General features: G+C 48.7%; 17 protein-coding genes and 1 other RNA gene. 8 read left to right on the top strand and 10 right to left on the bottom strand.

What is annotated here, in order from left to right:
* Window positions 1–42 precede the first annotated feature (42 nt).
* From mltF to parE, 3 genes are read right to left on the bottom strand one after another with little or no spacing between them, the layout of a single operon-like run.
* A complete protein-coding gene (gene mltF / locus HUN04_02075; GenBank protein ID WDP88592.1) occupies window positions 43–1425 on the bottom strand; it encodes a membrane-bound lytic murein transglycosylase MltF in 1383 nt (460 codons plus the stop codon).
* Window positions 1422–3704: a DNA topoisomerase IV subunit A gene (parC, locus tag HUN04_02070; GenBank protein WDP88591.1), complete on the bottom strand. Its 2283-nt coding sequence runs from the start codon at window positions 3702–3704 to the stop codon at window positions 1422–1424. The genes mltF and parC overlap by 4 nt, the downstream gene beginning before the upstream one ends.
* A 3-nt stretch (window positions 3705–3707) precedes the next feature.
* On the bottom strand, window positions 3708–5684 hold the full coding sequence (gene parE, locus HUN04_02065; GenBank protein WDP88590.1) for a DNA topoisomerase IV subunit B: 1977 nt from the start codon (window positions 5682–5684) through the stop codon (window positions 3708–3710).
* Between the two features lie 108 nt (window positions 5685–5792).
* On the opposite strand from parE, the gene HUN04_02060 reads away from it, so the two are divergent.
* The gene (locus tag HUN04_02060) at window positions 5793–9668 is read left to right on the top strand and encodes a class I adenylate cyclase (GenBank protein ID WDP88589.1); all 3876 of its coding nucleotides are present in this window, start codon (window positions 5793–5795) and stop codon (window positions 9666–9668) included.
* On the opposite strand, the gene HUN04_02055 is transcribed toward HUN04_02060, so the two are convergent.
* Window positions 9665–10327 carry a TIGR00730 family Rossman fold protein gene (locus tag HUN04_02055; GenBank protein WDP88588.1) on the bottom strand — a complete coding sequence of 221 codons (663 nt, stop codon included), beginning with the start codon at window positions 10325–10327 and terminating at the stop codon, window positions 9665–9667. The two genes, HUN04_02060 and HUN04_02055, sit on opposite strands and share 4 nt — an antisense overlap.
* Before the next feature lie 197 nt (window positions 10328–10524).
* Between HUN04_02055 and HUN04_02050 the strand changes: the two genes are divergently transcribed.
* From HUN04_02050 to ssrA, 4 genes are all read left to right on the top strand, one after another.
* Window positions 10525–10815 carry an HPr family phosphocarrier protein gene (locus HUN04_02050; protein ID WDP88587.1) on the top strand — a complete coding sequence of 97 codons (291 nt, stop codon included), beginning with the start codon at window positions 10525–10527 and terminating at the stop codon, window positions 10813–10815.
* A complete protein-coding gene (gene ptsP / locus HUN04_02045) occupies window positions 10808–12577 on the top strand; it encodes a phosphoenolpyruvate--protein phosphotransferase (protein ID WDP88586.1) in 1770 nt (589 codons plus the stop codon). Before HUN04_02050 ends, ptsP begins: the two co-directional genes overlap by 8 nt.
* Before the next feature lie 7 nt (window positions 12578–12584).
* Window positions 12585–13049, top strand: coding sequence for an SsrA-binding protein SmpB (gene smpB, locus HUN04_02040; protein WDP88585.1), 465 nt, complete (start codon window positions 12585–12587; stop codon window positions 13047–13049).
* A 65-nt stretch (window positions 13050–13114) separates the two neighbouring features.
* Window positions 13115–13467, top strand: a transfer-messenger RNA (tmRNA) gene (gene ssrA / locus HUN04_02035).
* A gap of 20 nt (window positions 13468–13487) precedes the next feature.
* Here the strand turns inward: ssrA and HUN04_02030 are convergent.
* Window positions 13488–13880 carry a hypothetical protein gene (locus HUN04_02030; GenBank protein ID WDP88584.1) on the bottom strand — a complete coding sequence of 131 codons (393 nt, stop codon included), beginning with the start codon at window positions 13878–13880 and terminating at the stop codon, window positions 13488–13490.
* 209 nt (window positions 13881–14089) lie between these two features.
* Between HUN04_02030 and HUN04_02025 the strand changes: the two genes are divergently transcribed.
* Window positions 14090–14320 (top strand): hypothetical protein, encoded by a 231-nt coding sequence (locus HUN04_02025; protein ID WDP88583.1) that lies wholly within the window; start codon window positions 14090–14092, stop codon window positions 14318–14320.
* Window positions 14321–14440: 120 nt separating this feature from the next.
* On the opposite strand, the gene HUN04_02020 is transcribed toward HUN04_02025, so the two are convergent.
* Window positions 14441–15109 (bottom strand): transporter substrate-binding domain-containing protein, encoded by a 669-nt coding sequence (locus tag HUN04_02020; protein WDP88582.1) that lies wholly within the window; start codon window positions 15107–15109, stop codon window positions 14441–14443.
* A 600-nt stretch (window positions 15110–15709) separates the two neighbouring features.
* Between HUN04_02020 and HUN04_02015 the strand changes: the two genes are divergently transcribed.
* Window positions 15710–16477 (top strand): amino acid ABC transporter substrate-binding protein, encoded by a 768-nt coding sequence (locus tag HUN04_02015; protein WDP88581.1) that lies wholly within the window; start codon window positions 15710–15712, stop codon window positions 16475–16477.
* A 207-nt stretch (window positions 16478–16684) separates the two neighbouring features.
* Here the strand turns inward: HUN04_02015 and HUN04_02010 are convergent, their stop codons facing one another.
* Window positions 16685–17440 (bottom strand): IS5 family transposase, encoded by a 756-nt coding sequence (locus tag HUN04_02010; protein ID WDP88580.1) that lies wholly within the window; start codon window positions 17438–17440, stop codon window positions 16685–16687.
* Window positions 17441–17692: 252 nt separating this feature from the next.
* Here HUN04_02010 and HUN04_02005 point away from each other — a divergent pair, with 252 nt between their 5' ends.
* On the top strand, window positions 17693–17959 hold the full coding sequence (locus HUN04_02005) for a hypothetical protein (protein ID WDP88579.1): 267 nt from the start codon (window positions 17693–17695) through the stop codon (window positions 17957–17959).
* Between the two features lie 266 nt (window positions 17960–18225).
* On the opposite strand, the gene HUN04_02000 is transcribed toward HUN04_02005, so the two are convergent.
* From HUN04_02000 to HUN04_01990, 3 genes are read right to left on the bottom strand one after another with little or no spacing between them, the layout of a single operon-like run.
* Window positions 18226–18444, bottom strand: coding sequence for a hypothetical protein (locus tag HUN04_02000; protein ID WDP88578.1), 219 nt, complete (start codon window positions 18442–18444; stop codon window positions 18226–18228).
* On the bottom strand, window positions 18444–19193 hold the full coding sequence (locus HUN04_01995; protein WDP88577.1) for an ATP-binding protein: 750 nt from the start codon (window positions 19191–19193) through the stop codon (window positions 18444–18446). Before HUN04_01995 ends, HUN04_02000 begins: the two co-directional genes overlap by 1 nt.
* Entirely contained in the window at window positions 19190–20629 is a 1440-nt protein-coding gene (locus HUN04_01990; GenBank protein WDP93130.1) for an IS21 family transposase, read from the bottom strand. Before HUN04_01990 ends, HUN04_01995 begins: the two co-directional genes overlap by 4 nt.
* Between the last annotated feature and the right edge of the window lie 31 nt (window positions 20630–20660).

Below are 20660 nucleotides of genomic sequence, written 5' to 3'. Positions count from 1 at the left end.
CATTATTGTTTTCCCGAATGCCTGCCCTCAGGGACGGCTGTTTCAGGATAGTGTTTTTTGTTTGAGAATATCAAAATATGTCAAAATCCGTTCCACGTAATGGACCGGTTCCCACCCCCTGGCATACCCGTGCTTGGCTTTTTTATAGTAACTCTTTTTAGACAGCAGGGGCAGGGTTGTTTTCAGGGCCTGCCAGGTTTCGGGATCCAGTCCTCTTTCCGCAGCGAGTTTAATAGCATCTTTTACATGACCGTATCCGATATTATAACTGGCCAAAGCGAACAGCATCCGCTGGTAGTTATCCTCAATATAATCAAATCGTTGGTGCATCTGGTCCAGGTATTTTATACCGGCCCGGATGCTCTGTGCCGGATTGAGACGGTTGGCAATTCCCATTTCCCTTGCCGTGGCCTTGGTGACCTGCATCAGCCCCCTAACATTGGTAAAGCTTTTGGCTTTGGGATTGAAATGGGATTCCTGGTATACCACGGCCGCCATGAGGCGCCAGTCAAATCCGTATTTCTCGGATTCCTGTTCAAGGACTTCCTGAAAGGCCGGCAGCCGGGTTTCAATCCGCTCATGGAATTTTTTTAATTCATATACATCAAAATCTTTGATGTTGTCATAGTATTTTTTAGTTATTTTTTTTAAAATCCCCTTTTCATTGGCATAGAGAAAGAACCTATTGATCTCTTTGAGCATGGAGGCGTCGTTCTTTCGCACTGCCCAGGCCAGGGATTCCTTTTCCTGGATGGGGATGCCGACCTCAATATCAGGGAAATAGCGTTTGTTGAGCAGGGCCAGGTTGGAATCTGCCACCGTGAATTTGATCTGCCGGTTCTGGACCATGGCGATCAGCTCCTGGGTGGGGGTGTTGTTATGGAGAATATAGTTGAGGTCGACCCCGGAACCTTTTATTTCGGCCAGCCTGGACTGGTAGGAGGTACCGCGGCGGACATGGAAGGTGCGGAACTCCATATCATCAATGTTCTTGGGCCCGAAAACCAGGTTATGGTGGATGATCCGCTGCTGGATAGTCATATAGGGAATTGAAAAATCGGCATGCTCCAGCCGTTTGCGGGTAATGGCAATCCCTGCGGCGATGAAGTCCCCCTTGCCCTGATCCAGGTAGGCAAACATATTGTTCCATCCCGGAATGACAATATCCAGTTCAACATTGAGATAGTCGGCAAAGGCCTTGGCCAGATCGTATTCAAATCCCGTGGGGGTCCCCTCGTAATAATAGCAGGTGTTCACTGCATTGGCGGTGATCAGCCGCAGTTTTCCTGTTTTCTTAATCAGTTCTACGGTATCTGCGGGCTGTCCGATATCCTTGTGATGAACCAGGATCGAAACACAGACGGCGCCCAGGGTCAGGCATATCAACGTTAGAAGTATGAAATGTTTTACTAAAAAATTTCTCATGAACCCATGTCATTAACCGGTTGGACAGGAATGACCTCTACGGTGTCAACGTTCCGGTATCCCCGGGGAAGCAGCTTGCCGCGTCTGCCGCGCATCCCGGTGTAGTCTGCCTGGTTTCCCGGACTCAGCCTCAGAAAGTGTTTGCCTGCATGTATAACAAGGTTTGAATTTAATGGCAATATTTTTAGGAACTTGAGCTTTTCCGGTCTGGCTTCGTTTTTCAGGGGCAGGGGTAGATGGATAATTTTATTACCTTTTCCCTTTTTTAGACGGGGCAGTTCATTGAGTTTGAATATCAGCAACCGGCCCATGGTGGTGACGGCCAGCACGTTATCCTTTTCCATATCCGGCACCCGTTGGGGGGGCAGGGGGGACTGGTCCTTTTGGAGGGTGAGGACGGCCTTCCCGTTTTTATAATTGGTCAGGTAATCGGAAAATGCCATGATGAATCCGTATCCCCTGTCCGAGGCCATTAAAAACAGGTCCTTGTCTTCCCCTGCCACCATGTGATGGATGGTGCTGCCCGGCGTAAGGGTGAGGTGGCCGGTGACCGGCTCGCCATTGCCCCTGGCCGAGGGCAGGGTGTGGGAGTAGAGGGTGTAGGAACGGCCGGTGTTGTCCAGCAGGACAATGGGTTTGTCGCTGCGGGTCCGAAGGTGACATAAAAACTGGTCGCCGGATCTGAATTTTACGTTTTCAGGATTGATTTCGTGCCCTTTGGCCGACCGGATCCATCCGTTGGCCGAAAGGATGATGGTCACCGGCTCAATGTCCAGAACATCGGTGACGGAAAATGCCTCAGCATCCTCCCTTTCCTTTATGGGTGACCGCCTGGGATCCCCGTATTTTTTTGCATCCTCCTTGATTTCGTTGATGAGGAAGGTTTTAAAGGCCTTGGGAGAGTTCAGGGTCTTTTCAAGGGACTTGCGTTCTGTGTTCAGCTCATCCATCTCGGCCAGAATCTTGATTTCTTCCAGTTTTGCCAACTGGCGCAGCCGGATGTCCAGGATGGCTTTGGCCTGGACATCGGTGAGACCGAAGGCATCCATCAGATCCTGTTTGGGATGGTCTGATTCCCGGATAATGCGGATCACCTCATCAATATTCAGATAGGCGATTTTAAACCCTTCAAGGATGTGCAGCCGGCTGAGCACTTTGTCCAGCCGGAACCTCAGCTTTTTCTCAATGGTATCCTTCCGGAATTCCAGCCATTCCGAAAGGATTTCCAGAAGGTTTTTGACGCCGGGCCGCCCGTCCAGGCCGATCATATTCATGTTGACGGAATATGACTTTTCAAGGTCGGTGGTGGCAAAGAGATGAGCGGCCAGGGCATTGAGATCCACCCGGTTGGATCTGGGGATCACCACCAGGCGGGTGGGGTCTTCATGGTCGGATTCATCTCTGATATCTGCCACCATGGGCAGTTTCTTGGCGGACATCTGGGCAGCGATCTGTTCGTAGATTTTTTCCGTTGACCCGTGGTGGGGCAGGGCGTTGAAGACCAGTTCATTGTCTTCAATCACATACCTGGCCCTCATTTTGATGCGGCCGGTGCCCTTTTCGTACATCTGCCGGATTTCGTCGGCAGGGGTGATGATTTCCGCATCCGTTGGAAAATCCGGTCCCTTGACAAACCGGCACAGGGCGCGGACATCGGCGTCTTCATTCTCAATGAGGTGGATCAGGGCCTTGGCCACTTCACGAAGGTTGTGGGGCAGGATGGAGGTGGCCATGCCAACGGCAATGCCGGTGGTGCCGTTGAGCAGCAGGTTAGGCAGCCGTGCCGGCAGGATGGTGGGCTCATCCAAGGTGCCGTCGAAATTGGGCACCCAGTCCACCGTCCCCTGGTCCAGTTCCTTTAAGAAAATTTCGGCATAGGCCGAGAGTCTGGATTCGGTATACCGCATGGCGGCAAAGGATTTGGGGTCGTTGGGATCCCCCCAGTTGCCCTGGCCGTCCACCAGGGGGTATCTCAATGAAAAAGGCTGGGCCATGAGGACCATGGCCTCGTAACAGGCGGAATCTCCGTGGGGATGGAACTTGCCCAAGACGTCGCCCACTGTTCTGGCGGATTTTTTGAATTTGGCTGTTGAAGAGAGTCCCAGCTGGCTCATGGAGTATACAATGCGGCGCTGTACCGGCTTGAGTCCGTCTCCGATATGGGGCAGGGCCCGGTCCAGAATCACATACATGGAATAGTTCAGGTAGGCATTCTGGGTGAACTCCTGAAAGGGTAGTTTTTCGTATTCTTCTACGGCGGAGGGCAGTGTGTCTGTCATGTTTTAATTCTCTTTGATTACCCCGTGGGTTTCAATCCAGCGTTTCCGGTCCTTGGCGCGTTTTTTGCCCAGCAGCATGTCCATGATTTCCCAAACATTGTCCTGCCCGTTTGCTGGAACAGGATTGTTCGGAACGGCTTGGTCTTCAGGATCGTTCCCCTTATCTATGGTCAATTGTACCAGGCGTCTGGAGTCCGGGGCTATGGTGGTTTCCTTGAGCTGGGCCGGATTCATTTCGCCCAGGCCCTTGAACCGTTGTATATTGATTTTGCCCTTTCTTTTGCGCCGGTTAAGCCGGTTGATGATGGCGGATTTCTCCGAGTCGTCCAGGGCGTAAAAAACCTCTTTGCCCATATCGATCCGGTAAAGGGGGGGCATGGCCACAAAGACGTGGCCCTGCCGGACCACTTCGGGAAAATGCTTTAAAAACAGGGCGCAGATCAGGGTGGCGATGTGCAGCCCGTCGGAATCGGCATCGGCAAGGATGCACAGTTTATTGTACCTGAGTTTGGAGATATCATCTGAGCCGGGAGCCACCCCCAGCACCTGGGAAATATCCCTGATTTCCTTGGATTCAAGGATGGAAGAGGATGAGTGGTCCCAGGTGTTCATGATCTTTCCCCTCAGGGGCATGATGGCCTGGAAGCGTCTGTCCCTGGCCTGCTTGGCAGACCCGCCTGCCGAGTCGCCTTCCACAAAAAATAATTCTCTCAGATTCTGGTCCTCGCTGCTGCAGTCCGAGAGTTTGGCCGGAAGGGTCCCCCCGTTGGCCGCCTTTTTTTTGGTGACCTTTTTACTTTTTTTTACCCGGGCCCTGGCATTTTCAATGGCCTGTTCGGCCAAGGCTTCACCCAGCTCCACATTCTGGTTCAGCCAGAGGCTGAACGCATCCCGGACCTGGAGATTGACCAGGTTGGCGCAGTGGCGTGAAGAGAGCCTTTCCTTGGTCTGGCTTGAGAACTGGGCTTCCACCAGTTTTACGGACAATACATACCCCACATTCTGCCAGATATCTTCCGGGGCCAGAAAAAGGCCCTTGGGCAAAAGATTACGGAACTTGCAGAATTCCCTCACCGATTCCAGCAGGCCGGACCGGAATCCGTTGACATGTGTACCTCCCAGCCGGGTGGGGATGAGGTTGACATAGCTTTCTTCCAGGTTCAGGCTGGTATCGACGCCCCAGTTGATGGCCCAGGCGGCCTGGAAATCATCTGTGCTGCATTCGCCGGTGAAAGGGGCGGGAAAGAGGTTCTTTTTTTCTTTGAGGTGTTCTTCAAGATACTCATCCAGGCCGTGGTCATAGCACCAGGATTCCTTTTCCCCGCTTTCTTCATGGATAAAGGTGGTGGTCAGCCCGGGGCAGAGCACCGCCTTTGATTTCAGGGCTGTTTTAATGGACGCCGGGGAAAAATCCTGGGTGTCGAAGTATCCGTCGGCCGGTTTGAAGTTCACACAGGTGCCGGTGTTTTTCTGGCCGACAGAGCCTGTGACTTCAAGTTCCCTTGATTTAACACCGTTTTCAAAACCGATTTCATATTTCTGCCCCCCCCGTTTAATGGTGATATCCAGGTGAGAGGAGAGGGCGTTGACGACGGAAACCCCCACGCCGTGAAGCCCGCCGGAAAAGGCATAGTCTTTGGAGGAAAATTTGGCGCCGGCATGGAGCTTGGTCATAATCAGCTCCACTCCTGAGATGCCTTCTTCAGGGTGGATGTCCACGGGCATGCCCCGCCCGTTGTCCGACACCATGATCCGGTTGTCCCTTGTCAAAATGACATCTATGGCGGTGGCAAAGCCGGCAATGGCCTCGTCCACACTGTTGTCGATAACTTCAAATGCCAGGTGGTCGGGGCTGCCGGTATCCGTATACATGCCCGGTCTCCGGCGTACGGGATCCAGTCCTTTGAGCACCTCTATGGACTGGGCGTCATATTCGGTTTCAGACTTGGGTTTTTCTGACTTGGCGTCAAATAATTTCATAAAATTATTCTGGTATGCTATACAGGGTTATAATTAAAGTCTTTAGTTTAAACATACCCATATAGCACTTTTAAGTAAAAATGTACAAACGGGAAAAGATTACCAGCCATGCCAGCTTCATCCCCGGAATTTGATCTGACCTCATTTGACAGCCATTGGGCCGGCCTGGACGCCGCCGGCCGAAGCGATATAATTGCCAGGGCGTTTTCTTTTCCAAAGGGACTGGGAATCCTGCCAATCCTCAAGGGACTTTTTTCCTACCATTTCAACCACAGGTCAGCCGCCCAGAAAAGTCTTAAAAAACTGCTGACAGAGATCTGCGCAGGCCTGGATAATCCGCCAAACTCGGAGGTGTTCCGGCAGGCCAGTGCCGATGCTGCAAGGGTGGCCGGCAAGGTTTATCTGGCCCTCTCCTCGGGCATGGCCTTTGCCGATAAAAGCCTGTTGTTTTCCACCCTGGTTTCCCTTGGGGAGCAGGGGGCATTTGCCGCTTTCAAGGCCCTCTACCAGGACAGGCTTTCCATGGATGTGATTAAAAAATGTATCCAGAATATGACCGAAGGCCAGCGCCTTGTGTTTACGGAGCAGTATCTCCAGGCCACTCCGGCCATCCGCCTCCGGTACGCCGGCTTGTTCAAGCATATATTGTCCCAGATCCAGGACAGGGATGCGGTCATCCGGTTCTATGCCTGCCTTTTTGATAAGAAAAAAGACGTGGACCCCTTTTTGAAAAATATTGACAGCAAGCTCAGGGAGCCCGGCCTTATACTCGAAGAGGAGGTGGGGTCTGTGGATCCCGCCAGGCAGGTACGGGGGCTCAAAGCCCTGTCGATGATGCAGGACCGGGTGCCGGAGCGGGTACTGAAGAATATTCTCTGGAACCATGAGGTCAAAAAGGTGAGAATGGCAGTGTATAGCCTCATAGAGAATTCTTCCATGGGATTGTATGCGGAGCTTTTTGATCCTTTGTTCCAGCATCTTACCACGGGGGACACCAAGGAATCCCTGGGTGCCTTCAAAGCCCTTGTGGTATCGGGAAAGTACCCCTTTTACCAATTGATTGCCCTGGTTAAGAAATCCTGCCCGGATATTCTTCCCATTATCCTGCTGGAGATTTCGGATTTGACCCGCCTTTCCTTTTTTGCGGTCCAGGATATTGCCTTGAATAAGGAGCAGTACATCAAAGACCATTTTGATGTGAACGAGGCCTGTATTTTCGGCATGATTAAAAAACGGCCCGAACGTATCGTAAGGATTCTGAAAACCCACCAGAAAAAAGACCGGCGGAAAACCGGTGCGGCCATGGTTCGGTTCATCAACAAGACCACCCGTTTGCTGCTCAAGGAACGGGAAAATATTGAATCAGAATTCACAACCATTGAAAAAGGGCTGATTCCTGAGGAAAAGCCTAAATCATTTATAAAGAGCCTGCTCGGGGACCCGGTAAGGAAAAAACTGGAAAGACTGAAGGAAAATACAGCCTCCGGCCTGCTTGATTTTGCCGGTGCCCGCCTTAAGGACGAAGATCTGTCAGGCCGGATGTTTACCGCATCGGATATCTCATTTACCCGCACCGTATTCGACAATTGCGATCTGTCCGGGATCCGCATGTCAGACGCCGGCTGCCAGGGCGCGGTCTTTTATAATGTCAACATGGACGGGGCCGTGTTCCAGGATGTCTGTTTTGACAATGCCGTGTTTGTGAATGTATCGGCGGCAAATGTCAGGTTTAAAAAATGCAGTTTTCAGGGAGGCTCTTTTTTCAACTGCAACTTTAACGGGGCCGACCTTGGCGACGGCCTGTTTATGGATGCGGTGATTTCAAAAACCACCTTTGCCCAGGCCGATTTAACCTGTGCTTCATTTGCCTATGCAAAGATATCCGGTGTCTCCCTCACCACCGCCTGTCTTACCCTGGGGGATTTTTCGTATGTAAACGCCCGGTTCAGCCGATTCCCCGTTACCGCGAGAAGCCTGATCCGGGCCGTGGGCATCGACTATAACGCCAGGGAATACCAGCTCAGTTTCAATGACCTGCCCCGGATTGATCCCCAAGCGGCCGGGGATATCAATATGATGATATTCTGCGAGTTTATCCATTACGGTGAGGCCAAGTTCCTGGCCCAGAATAAGCTGAGCCTGCTGACCGCCTTTGATGTATTCAAGGCTGCCCAGGCGGATTTTTTTCAGATACTGCCCCTGCTGCTCCATGAAAATATAACAATGGGGGAAAATGGCATTTCTGAGACCGCCACCCCCTGTGGCATTGCCGATTACCTGCCGTCCAGGGAGACCATGAGGGTGGCCGAAAAATATATAGGCAAAAACCGGATCACGGCAAAACGGAATTTTTCCCCAGCCGTCCAGGCGCTTTTTTCAATGGGCAGCGTGGGATCCCTGGCCCAGACTTCAGAATCGGATATTGACTATTGGGTTTGTATTGATGAAACCGCCATGGGGGCAAATGAGATGGCCCTGCTCCGGGATAAATTAGACGGGCTTGAGGCGTTGGCCCTTGAAAAATTCAAGGTCTGTGTCACCTTTTTTATCGTGGATATCCTCAAAGCCAGGAATAATGATTTCGGCGGCTCCACCCAGGAAAGCTCGGGCTCGGCCCAGTCCAGGCTCCTCAAAGAAGAGTTCTACCGGACCATGATCCATGTGGCCGGGCGGCTGCCGTTGTGGGCGGTGCTGCCCACCACCATCAGCCTCAACTATTACAATCTCATCCTGGATCGGACCTCCAGCCTGAAAAGCTTTAACCGGTATATGGACCTTGGTGATATCCATGCCATCCCGGTGAATGAATATTTCGGGGCATCCATCTGGCAGATGTTCAAGTGGCTCAAAAGCCCATTTAAATCCGTCATAAAAATGGCCCTGCTGGAAAAGTACATCCATTCCTACGGCCGTGAGACCCTGCTGTGCAACCAGTATAAAAATGAATGGATGAATTCGGGAACCCATCTTAAGCCCGGCCAGAATGATTCCTATATTATCCTGGTAAATACCCTCATTGATTTTTACCTGAAATCCGGTGACGAGCGGTCCATCAATCTGCTGCTCACCTGTTTTTTTCTCAAGCTGGGTATTTCAAAGGAAGCGGAAATAGACTATTCCGTGTTCGGGCTCCGTAAAATACTGCTGGATCAATGCCTTGCCGACTGGGGCTGGTCTTTTGGGAAAATTTTTGAAATCGGCCGGTTCAAGCTTTGGCCCTATGCGGCCATCCAACGGCTGTCTTTAACCATTGAACGGTATATGGTTTCCAAGTATGCAGACCTGAAACAGCGGTTTGACACCCAGTCCGGATCAGGGGTGATGATTTCCCAGGAAGACCGTATCGTCCTGGAGCGAAAGGTGAATATTGTATTCCAGGAAAAACCCTATAAAATTAAAAAGATGCTGCTGGTGTCCCGGGGAGACCGCCATTTTTCAAGGCTCCGCATCAAATACCTGCCCGGGCCCGACAACCGCATCGGCCGCTGGAGCCTGGTCCACAAGGAACCCGGGCTGAAAGACCACAGCGAAGAAGCCATTATCATTGTGGATACCATTGAAGAAATCGCAGCCTGGTTGATCAACAATCATCTATACACGGAACGGACCCTGTTGGGCCTTGTGCCCAATGCGACTTCCGTGTCCCATGACGATATTGAAAAACTCTGCCGGTCCATGTACCGTTTTTTTGCCCCAGAGCGGGACAAGACCGTCGCCTTCAGCGCCATGCGCAAAGAACCTGTGCTCACCTGCCTGTTTATTTCCTTGAACTTCTACACGGACCGGTCCCAGGTTCAGATATCCGACTATACAGCCGTTTACCTGAACTCCTGGGGGGAAATGTATCTGAGATCTGCCCGGCCGGCCGTGCCCCTGCCGAACCTGGAGGCGGCCAAGCATCGGATCTGTTCCGAACTGGCCATCAACGCATTTCCGGAAAATACAGCCTTTTATTTTGCCAGGGGGGTGGCCCGGCCGGCCTAATTGTAAAAGTTTCGTACAATGTCAAGGGCCTGGGCCGGCTCATCCACCAGGTGGAAAAGATCGGTATCTTCCGGGGAGATCAATCCGCCGTCCACAAGACTGGTCCGGATCCAGTCCATGAGTCCGCCCCAGAAGGCTTTCCCCATTAAAATCACCGGCATTTTTCTGATGCGTTGGGTCTGGACCAGGGTCAGGGTTTCAAACATTTCATCAAGGGTGCCCAATCCGCCAGGCATGATGATATAGGCCTGGGCATATTTGACAAACATCACCTTGCGGACAAAGAAGTAGTTGAAATCTATGGAGGTGGTGATATAGGGATTCCCCTTTTCTTCAAAGGGCAGGGTTATTTTCAGCCCCACGGACTCGCCGTCCCGGTCAGCCGCCCCCTGGTTGGCCGCTTCCATGATCCCGGGGCCGCCCCCGGTGATCACCGCATAGCCGGCGTCGGCAAACAGGGCGGCCGTTTCCCTGGCCTTTTTATAGTGTGGATGGTCTTTGGCGGTCCTGGCCGAGCCGAAAATGGATATGGCCGGCCCAAGGCTGTGGAGGGTGTCGATGCCTTCGACAAATTCTCCCATGATTTTAAAGAGGCGCCAGGATTCCCCGGACTTGAAATCATCAATGGGGTATTGGGGGATCGTTTTTTTTACAACCATAAGTTTTTTCCTTTTCAGCAACAGGGTGGCGGCTGTCAGCCGGAAATCATTCCAACTGGTCAAAATGAGCGGAATATGGTATATCCTACACAATTTATCAGGGGTTATCAACACACCCGGTTAGGGCGCGGATACCGTTGACTTTTCATATTGAAAGAGATAAACAGGATAAAATTTTTCACTGGAAAGAACTGAACTTGGACACAGAATATTCAATTTCCCGGGAGAGCAGAGTCGTAAACGCCTTGGGAATGCACGCCCGGCCTGCGGCAAAGATAGCGGAAATGACCATGACGGCAAAAGGAAACATCTGGCTGTCAGACGGTTCAACAACCGTTGATGCCTCCAGCATCATCGATATACTGACACTCTGTGCCGTCACCGGTACACCGATTTTCATTCAGGCAGAAAATAAAGAGGACAGGGCTGTGGCGGACCGGATCAAAGATTTTTTCGACCAAGGGTTTGGAGAGGATATCAATGAATAGCACCCAGTCAGGCCAAATTACCATCCACGGCATCTGCGGATCACCGGGTATCTGCATCGGCAAGGCCTATGTCGTGGACCGGGAAGGCGTCAATCTGATCAAACGCTACCCCATCAGTCCTGATATGGTGCCTGCGGAAATAGACCGGTTTAAAAATGCCGTAATCAAGGCAAAGAACGATCATGCAAAAACCATTGAATCCCTGGGGGCGGATTTAAGTGAGAATCTGAATATCCTTGAAACCCATATGATATTGTTCAAGGACAAGATGCTCTACGGCAAGACCATCGACACCATTTCCGCGGATATGGTCAATGCCGAATGGGCCCTGCGCAAGATCACAAGAGATGTCCGGCACATGTTCGAACAGATCGACGACCCCTATCTTCGCACCCGGGGCCATGATATCATCCAGGTTTCGGATAAGATCATGACCTACCTTGTGGGGGCCGAAGATATCCGTATCAGGGATATCAACAAGCGGGTGATCATAGTGGCCCACGATCTTTCCCCCGCAGATACCAGCCAGATTCAGCTGGAACGGATTAAAGGCTTTGTAACGGACCGGGGGGGCAAGGATTCCCATACCAGTATCGTGGCCAAATCCCTTAAAATCCCTTCTGTGCTGGGGCTGGGTACGGCCACCGTCAATGTCAACAACGACGACATTCTCATTGTTGACGGCACCTCCGGCCTGATCATCATCAATCCCGAAGAAGAGACCCTTTTTAAATACGAAGAAAAAATGGCCCGGTTTGAAGCCTACCGGGCAGATATCGAACGGGAAAGCCATCTGCCGGCGGTGACCAAAGACGGGGTCCCCCTGAATCTTCTGGCCAATATTGAGCTGGTGGAAGAGGTGGTCTCTGCAAAGGATAACCGGGCTTCCGGCATCGGGCTGTTCAGGACCGAATTCCTTTACCTGGATCTCAACCGGTTTCCCACTGAAGATGAGCTGCTGCAAAAATACCGGGAACTGGTTGAGCTGATGCATCCGGCACCGGTTACCATCCGGACCCTGGATATCAACGGGGACAAGTTCAACCCTTACATCGACCCGGTTGAAGAGGCCAATCCGGCCCTGGGGCTGCGTGCGGTCCGCTTCTGCCTGGAAAATGAAGATATATTCATCACACAGATTAAAGCCATCCTCAGGGCAGCGGCCTTCGGCAACATCAAGCTGCTCATCCCCATGATTTCCTGCGTTGAGGAAATACTCCAGGTCAAGGCCGTCATTGATAAGGCCGTGCTTGAGCTTGAGGATGAAGACAAGGTCTTTAACAAGGATATTCCCCTGGGAATCATGATTGAGGTGCCTTCGGCTGTTCTCATGGCCGATGAACTGGCGGCCCACGTGGATTTTTTCAGCATCGGCACCAACGACCTGATCCAGTATTCCCTGGCCATTGACCGGCGCAACCGCCGGGTGGCCCATCTCTACCAGGCGCTGAACCCCGCGGTCATTAAAATGATTCACCTGACCTGCGAGGCGGCACGTAAAAATAATGTGGAATTATGCATGTGCGGCGAAATGGCAGGGGACCCCATCAATATCCCCGTTCTTCTCGGCCTGGGCCTGACAAATTTATCCATGAACTCCGGGGCCATTCCTGTGATCAAAAAGATGATCCGGGCCATGGACGTATCAAAAGCCAGAGATGATTTAAAAACCATCATGGGATTCAATACAGCCGGGGAGATCAGCGATTTTGTTCTTGAAAAATACAAAACCAGCCTCCCCTACAGGGATAACGACGAGTAAAACAAATATGAATTCAGAATATATAAAACTCATTGCCACCAATAAAAAGGCCCGGCACAACTACCACATTGACGATGAGTACGAGGCCGGCATTGTCCTGGCCGGCTCCGAGGTCAAATCCATCAGGGAGGGCCGGGTGAGCTTCAAGGACAGCTACGCAGATATCAAAAGGGACGAGGTCTTTTTGCGCCAGCTGCACATTTCCCACTACAAGTACGCCTACAATGCCAACCATGAAGCCCTGCGGACCAGAAAACTGCTGCTTCACAAATATGAAATCCGGAAGCTGGCTGCCAAAATAAATGAAAAAGGATACACCCTTGTTCCTTTGAAAATTTATTTTAAAAATGATAAAATAAAGGTACTTATCGGGCTTGGTAAAGGCAAGAAGCTCTATGACAAGCGGGAGAGTATTAAAAAGCGGGATGTGCAGCGGGATATGGACAGGGAAAGAAAAAAATATTCCGGCTAATGATTTCATTGACTTTAGGGGCCTTGTTATTATATTAATGCCCGTCACTTGATCTTTTACAATTTGGGGGCGAAATGGTTTCGACGGAGATTTTGACGCCCATGGTAGCATACCGAGTTTTTTGTCAGCTCGTAAACTTGGCAAAGCTTAAACATAATCGCAGACGATTATAACTACGCTGTAGCCGCTTAAGGCTTCCGTCCTCCTGGTTTCCCTCTTGCAGATCCAGGTCAGGGCGTCGACTTTGCAAGACCGCCTAAAGGGTTTCCTGAGCCCCTACGGTTGAATTTTTCAGGATACACCGGGTCGTATCCATCCTGAAGGAGCCTTCCCGGCCAATTATAAAGTTCAGGATAAGTATGTAGAAGCCTGGGTTGATTGTTTTCGGACGGGGGTTCAACTCCCCCCGCCTCCACCATAAAATTCTAATAATTTCAATTACTTAACATTTCTTTTTAGGTCCAAAATGTTTAGCGGATGTTTAGCGGCTTTGCCCTGAATTTTTGCTACAGCTTGCCGTGCCTGTTGAGCTTCGTTTACATCCGGGAGCATGTATCTTTTAAATGCATCTGATGTATGGCCGGTGGCTCCCCGCTGGATCTGTTCAGGGGTCATAACTTGGCCCAGGGCCGTTACCGTTGAATGCTTTGTACCACCATAAAGGTCAACGCCTTCGATGCCTAAATTTTTGCAGGCTTTATCCCACCAGACCTTGAAATATTTAGGGCCGAACTGTTTACCGGCTACTGTACCTTGTTTGGATTTAACATGTCTAAAGAAAAACATATCAGGTAGGGCAGGGGGAATCATGCTTTGAATTTCTTTGATCATGTGACAATCCTCCGGGGCCAAGTGGATAAATTTACCTTTATCCCCTTCTTTCGGATCTGGAAAGAATATCCAGCCATCGGTTAAATTGATATGGCCTTCCCTCCATTATCCTGGATTTTCAGAGCCAGAGCCAGGACAGCATCGGGGCCTATGCCACACGGGTTGAGGCTTTTGCCGAAATGATCGAAAGCGCTTAAAAGGAGACACCCATGTCAGACGAAAAGAAATACAGGGCGGGAAAGAACCTGTCCCGAATCATGGCAAAAGGGTATATGGACCTTCACCAGAAAGCCGCCCAGGGGGCCTTCTGCGTCTGGATCGCCATCAATGTCCCGGCAGAAATATTTGAGGGCTTTGACAATGTGGTCTATGCCGTACCGGAAACCTCTGAGGTGCTGCGCATGATCATCGGCCGGTTGCTATCTAAAAAGACCTTTTAATCATATAGGCGAACTACTTGGAGTCAAGAATTCCTCACCATTAATTTATCAAGTACACATGCCTGCTATAATTTGCCAGTTGGTCATTTGCCTTATTGGGTCATTATAAAAAACAAGTTCCTATCTGGGCCTGAGATACTTCTGGCGTATAGCTTTCAACGTGCCATCCGTCACAATGGTGACAATGGCTTTTTCGAGTGCTGAGATGTGGGGCGTCAGCCGGGATTTACGAGACATGACGATGTAGGCCGGATTGTCTCTTTCAAGCCGCAGCGGGGCCGTTGAGAATTTGTTGGCATATCCTAACTTGTCGATAAGGTAAACGCCAGTTTCTTCGGTTATGAGCACCGCATCGATACGGTTACGGGTCAGCATGTGAAAGGCCTGCTCTTCTTTGTTCACCTCGTATTTTTGGATTCTTTGATCGGTGTCGAAATCCGGGTGGTGTTTATAACCGCCGCGGATGCCAATCTTGAGCCGGTAAAGGTCTTCCCACTTCTGGATGTGCCGGGCCCGGTCCTTGTTGAGATAGAATACTTTGGTAACATATGGTGCGATCGTTGGCTTCAGGTAAATAACGTACTCCTCCCGCTCGGGCCGGTGGAAAAGTCCTATGAATAGATCCGCTTTTCCGGTTTTTAGATCGAGCAGGCAACGCTTGAACGGCATAACGTTATAGCTGGATGTCAGGTTCGTCTGCTTAAGTACGGCCTCTAAAATGTCGATAAAAACACCTCTGGGCCGCCCATTTTTGAACATCCGGTAGGGCGCGCTCTCGGTGCTTGCCACTACAGCAATATTTCCTTTCTCCGCTCCTCGCGCGTCAGTAACCTGGCCCCAGACCACCAAAAGGGTTCCAGCGATTAGCAGTCTTAGTAGCAGGTACGAATATAACCTATAGATGATTATCCAATTTTTCATCATTTCATTATACTACGGCAGATAATAGCTACAATTGATTCCCCCGTCCTTACGCTACAGGGGAAAGAAAAAAATGTAAAAAAGTATGATTCTTTTAAACACATCTTTTCTTGCGGTATGTTAACTGTATTATCCAAGTTACAAAAAATGAAAATGAAAAGCAATCATTCTAACCTTTGTCGATAAGAATCTAACCCTTCTTGTTGTTTCATTTCATCCTCAATGGGTGTCAGGATTTGAATGATAGTCAATCTTTTATCCATAGACTGTATTGAAATTTGAAAATCAAGAATATTGGAGATCATCCTTATCCTGGAACTTTTTGCAAGCTTATTTTCTGAAAAGGAAATAGCACGGCATCAAACGGACTGTTGAAATTTTCTGCGAAGAATTGTTAATCTTCATTAAAGTTTTTTGTTGTTCAAGAAACACGGGGTTGCTTTTCACTAAAAGCAAAAGGAGGATATTGTGAAAAGAATTGTTATGATTGTTTTATCACTACTTATTCCCTTGAACGTGTATTGCCAGGCGGAGGAATTCGATAACAAACTGGTCCTCGGAACAGTGGACGATTTTCCTCCGTTTTTCTATAAGGTGGACGGAAAACTGACAGGAATTGACATCGATGTGTTGAATGAGGCGGCAAAACGGATAGGAGTGGCGATTAAAATAAAGGCCTATCCCTGGAAAAGAGTTATGAAATTGGTTGAAAAAGGAACAATTGACGGAGGGTTTGCCGCTTTTAAAACAAAGGAAAGGGAAGAATTTTGTCTCTATGCCGAGATTCTGCATTTTGAAGAATTTCAACTATTTGTCAGAAAGGGAAACGAATTAAGGTATTCGGATATCAGCGAACTTTATGGAAAAACGATAGGAAAAGACCGATGGGTTTTTGTTGGTGACGAATTCGAAAAGACGGCAAAAGAGGGGGAAATTAGACTGGAAGAAATCAGCGATTTGAATATTCCGAATATGAGAAAACTACTGAATGCCGGAAGATTAGATGCGGCAATTGGAGACTTGGGGGTGATGATGTATTATTTTAAATCATTGGGAATGGAGAAAGATATTGTTCCCATCGGACCAGTCGGAAAAAAGAAGGGAGCGTATCTAATCTTGTCGAAAGTCTCGTCGTTAAGGGACAAAATAGGTTTACAGAATAAATTCCGGGCGGTTTTACAACAAATAAAAGAAGACGGAACTTATCAGGGAATTTTTGAACGGCATACAAAATAGTTCGGTATTGGGGAGTATGAAAAGCTTTCAAAATGAGAATCAACCCGTCGTTTAAATGGACGGAAAAAAACACCATTCAACTCAATAGCTAAAAGTAACTTCTTACATTATTTTTGCTACCGTCCGAAAAGCCGAAACAATCAATTTAATACCGGATTATCTGAATAAAAAAAATAATCTTGTTTTTAGGGGCTGTTTCTAAATAAATCATGCTAACCAAACCAAGCAAGAAGCAATAAGCACCATTGCATGGTAACTGCTGGCGAGTTTCTCATATCGAGTCGAAACTCGCCGACAGGATTTTATTTTTGCGAAAAAGCATTCCACCAAATGTCGTTCCTTATAAAGGTGTTTATCAATTTTTCTCTGAACCGTTCTGTTTCTTCTTGATGGGATAATGACCTTAGAACCTTTAGATTCAACAATTTCAATAAGTTTGTCAGTATCATATGCTCTATCAGCAAGGAATTGATCTGCTTCTATGTCTGCCATTAACTCATAAGAAGGTACCATATCATGAACATTACCCCCGGTCAGTTTTATTCGTACTGGATTACCAAGGCCATCAACCACAGCATGGATTTTTGTTGTTAAACCACCTCGACTTCGCCCAATGGCCTGAGAGTATTGTCCACCTCGTGCCCCGCAACCGTGTTGGTGAAGTTTTACGTAGGATCCGTCTATCATACCGGATTCTTTATCCTGGTTCTTTGCGACATTATTGAGAAGATCATCCCATGCTTCCAAAGAGGTCCATTTTGCAAATCTTTTATACACCGTTTGCCAAGGCCCGAATCTTTCAGGAAGATCACGCCAAGGAGCCCCTGTTTTTAAAATCCACAAAATCCCGTTAAACATTAATCGGTTATCTTTGGGCTTCCGCCCTCGTGTTTCTTTTTTGGGTGGTGCAAGTATTGGTTCTATTTGCTTCCATTTTTCATCTGAAATAGAGTGTCTGTTCATAAACAGGACGAAATCATCCCCCATTTCAAATGTCTAGATTATTTTAAACTTTTTTGGAAACAGCCCCTAGTATAGTCGAAAAAATATTAGAATTTAGGTATTTCCCCGATAGATATCTTTTCAAATCGGTGTTACGAGATAACCAATGTCACATTCTTAATAAGAAGGTCATTTAAATATCATAAAATTAATATAAATTAAATTTCAACATATCTCGCCGATTATTAAAGCTTCTTAGAAAGGAGGGCTTAAATGCAAAATTATTTTAAGCGTCTTATTGGAGCTTTGATATTTACACTGGTACTGCTTGGAACAGCACAGGCTGAGATGATGCAAGTTACCTGGACTGGTATAATTAGCAATATGAGGCCAGAACCGGAATATAGATATGGCTTAGGAATTGGCGACGAGATATCTGTCTATGCAGTTTATGATGACAGTAATACCGAAATGCACATATATGATAAGGATGAAATAATTGATCAACGACAAATATTTTTTTCCTTCAACGACAATTAAAACTCCCGTTCCCCAACCTGCGTAACCATTTAATTTCATTAAAAAATACTTGCAAAACAATTCTGATTATGTTTTTTAAGACCATCCTTCCGGAGGATAAGGCTATGCTGGAGAGCAACCTGAGCGCCGAGAAGGTGACTGAAGTATGAGGGGCCGTATTTTCCACGTACGGCCTTTCGCTTTTTGCTCTCATACTTTGGTCTATAATGCGCTAAACTCCGGGGGTTTGGGGGCTGGCCCCCATTATAATCCGGTAAAAAGTCCTTTTAATTACCATCACAAAACCCGGTTCTTCCATGGGTTAAGCCCTCTATCGATAGTATCCGTCCGATAGTGCTTGCTGACGGCATTGGTTCAATATTTTCCGCTTCCATCTCCTTGCTGATAGCACCGGCACCGCAGTTCAGGCCTCGATTGTATAAATCCAGTCGGATCATTTTAATAATCTCAACAATCTCCTGCCTGGTATATCTGGTCTCGATCATTATTCGGCCTCCATTTTAGCCTGTTCCATGCGATAGCTTTCCACATTCAATTCAAGGATGATACTGTGATGAACGAGTCTGTCGATGGCTGCTGCCGTTGTCATAGGGTCCTTAAAAATCTGTTCCCACTTAGAGAACGGAAGATTGCTCGTGATCATCAGGCTGCCCTGTTCATACCGTTCCGCCAAAAAGGTAAACAGCACTTCCATTTCTCCCCGGCTTTGTTGGACATACCCAATGTCATCTATAATCACAGCATCAAACCTGGAGAGGGATTTGAGTTTTTTGGTTAGCTCAAGATCCCTTTTGGCAATCAGCAGATCCTGGACGAGCTGACTGCATGAGATAAAAAGAACCTGCTTACCCTTTGCAATTAATTCATGGCCAATGGCACAGAGCAGATGGGTTTTCCCGCTACCCGGATTACCAAAGGCCAGGATGTTTTCACAGCGCTCTAAAAAAGCGCCGTTGACCAGGACACTTAAATGATTGGCAACCTTTAAGGGGAGGCGCTTTTTATCAAAATTCTCAAATGTCTTGGAAGATGGCAACTTGGATGCCCTCAGGTTACGTGATATCCGGTTCTGCCAGCGGACTTCGCATTCGAGACTCAACAATTGTAAGAGGTACTTTTCATATCCCCATGCCTCCGCCCTGGCCTGATCCGCCATTTCTTCATAACTGCGGCGCATGGTCGGCATATGGAGGCTTTTAAGATTGGTGTCTATCTGATCCCGATCATTGATCATGCCGCCACCCCCTTGAGCAATTGGTCATAACGAGTCAAATCAACTGCCTGGATATGAACATCATCCGGCCTGCTGACAGAGGCGTTGGACTCAATAAGGCGTTTAACAGCCTCTTTGCTGATTTCCTGATCCTCGTTTATTAGAACCATCAGGGCGCTGTCTACTGCCACCTCGCTTGTCTTTGCTGCCAGGTATAATATTTTCAGATACCTTGCTGCTGAGCTTTTAACGGTATAACGCTTTCTTAAATGATCGTAGGCAATCCGGAACCGGCTGGTGGGGAACATGGCATTACGATAACGATAATTTTCAAATGCCCCCGGTTTTTTGACCAGGCTGTCAATGATATGCCGGTAATTGATTTTATATTTGCCCTCACCCCGCAACCTTGGCAAAGTATCGACCTTTCTCTGGCCGTACCAGACCTCCAGGCATTCCATGTAGAGGCGGACCTGGATATTTTCTCCTATGAGCCTGCTGTCTACAGAGTAAACGTTGTGATTGACCCGAATGGTACTGCTGGGACCAACCTTTAAATCCATCTTTTTACATGCATCAAGCCGGCGTTTGGGCAACCGGTGTAGGAGATCCAGTTCTTGTGTAAACCGTTTCCTACGACCGGCATTTAGCTGTGCGAACAGTTTGGCCAGGAACAAGTCATATTCTTCCCGGTCTTTAAAATCCCGGTGTCCTCTCAGCATCAGGGCCTGGTCAACGGCTTTTTTGAACCGATAATTGCGCTGCTCCACGTCTCCATTTTCATTGGGGCTGGCAGGGTTAGTTTTGCAAGGAATGATACCGTAATGGTCAACAAGATCCTGATACCTGCTGGTGAACTCCTCAGGGTGACTTACCTTGTTAACAGCGGATGTCAGACAATCGGTGCGATGTTGCTGCGGCACACCACCAAGTTCCCATAGGGCATTTTGCAGGCCCTGGCTCAGGCTTTCGAAACTCTCTGAAAAACAGACTGTACCTGTCTCCCAATTGGAATAGGTCAAAACAAAATGGTAGATCAGGTGGTCAAAAGGGACGCCGCCTATAGTGACGCCCAGTTTATCCATGTGGGTGAAGTCTGACTGGCATAATTCGCCAGGCTTATGAATTTGAGCAAAAAAGATTTCTTTGGGCGGCCCCTCTGTAGCACGCCATTGCTTTATTCTCCGTTGCAGGGTCCGTAATTGTCCATCGGCGAACCGGCCGGGGTGTCTGCGTTGCAAATCCTCAAACAGTGTCTTGGCCTCCAGACCTGGATTTATGGTCAACATGCCTTTGATACCATCCCAGGTCTCCTCAAACGGATCTTTGCGTGTGCGCCATGTATGATCCGTTTTGAGTTCACTCGGCAACTTCCCGTGTTCACGGTACTTTCGAGCTGTTTTTTCATCCATTCCAGCTTTCATTGCTGCTATCCCGAAACTCTTCTCTGACTGAATCAACTTGAACAACCTCCTCACTTGCTGGTCC

The sequence above is a fragment of the Desulfobacter sp. genome (assembly GCA_028768525.1).
In the GTDB taxonomy this organism is placed as follows: domain Bacteria; phylum Desulfobacterota; class Desulfobacteria; order Desulfobacterales; family Desulfobacteraceae; genus Desulfobacter.
This window is presented reverse-complemented; position numbering and strand designations above follow the sequence as displayed.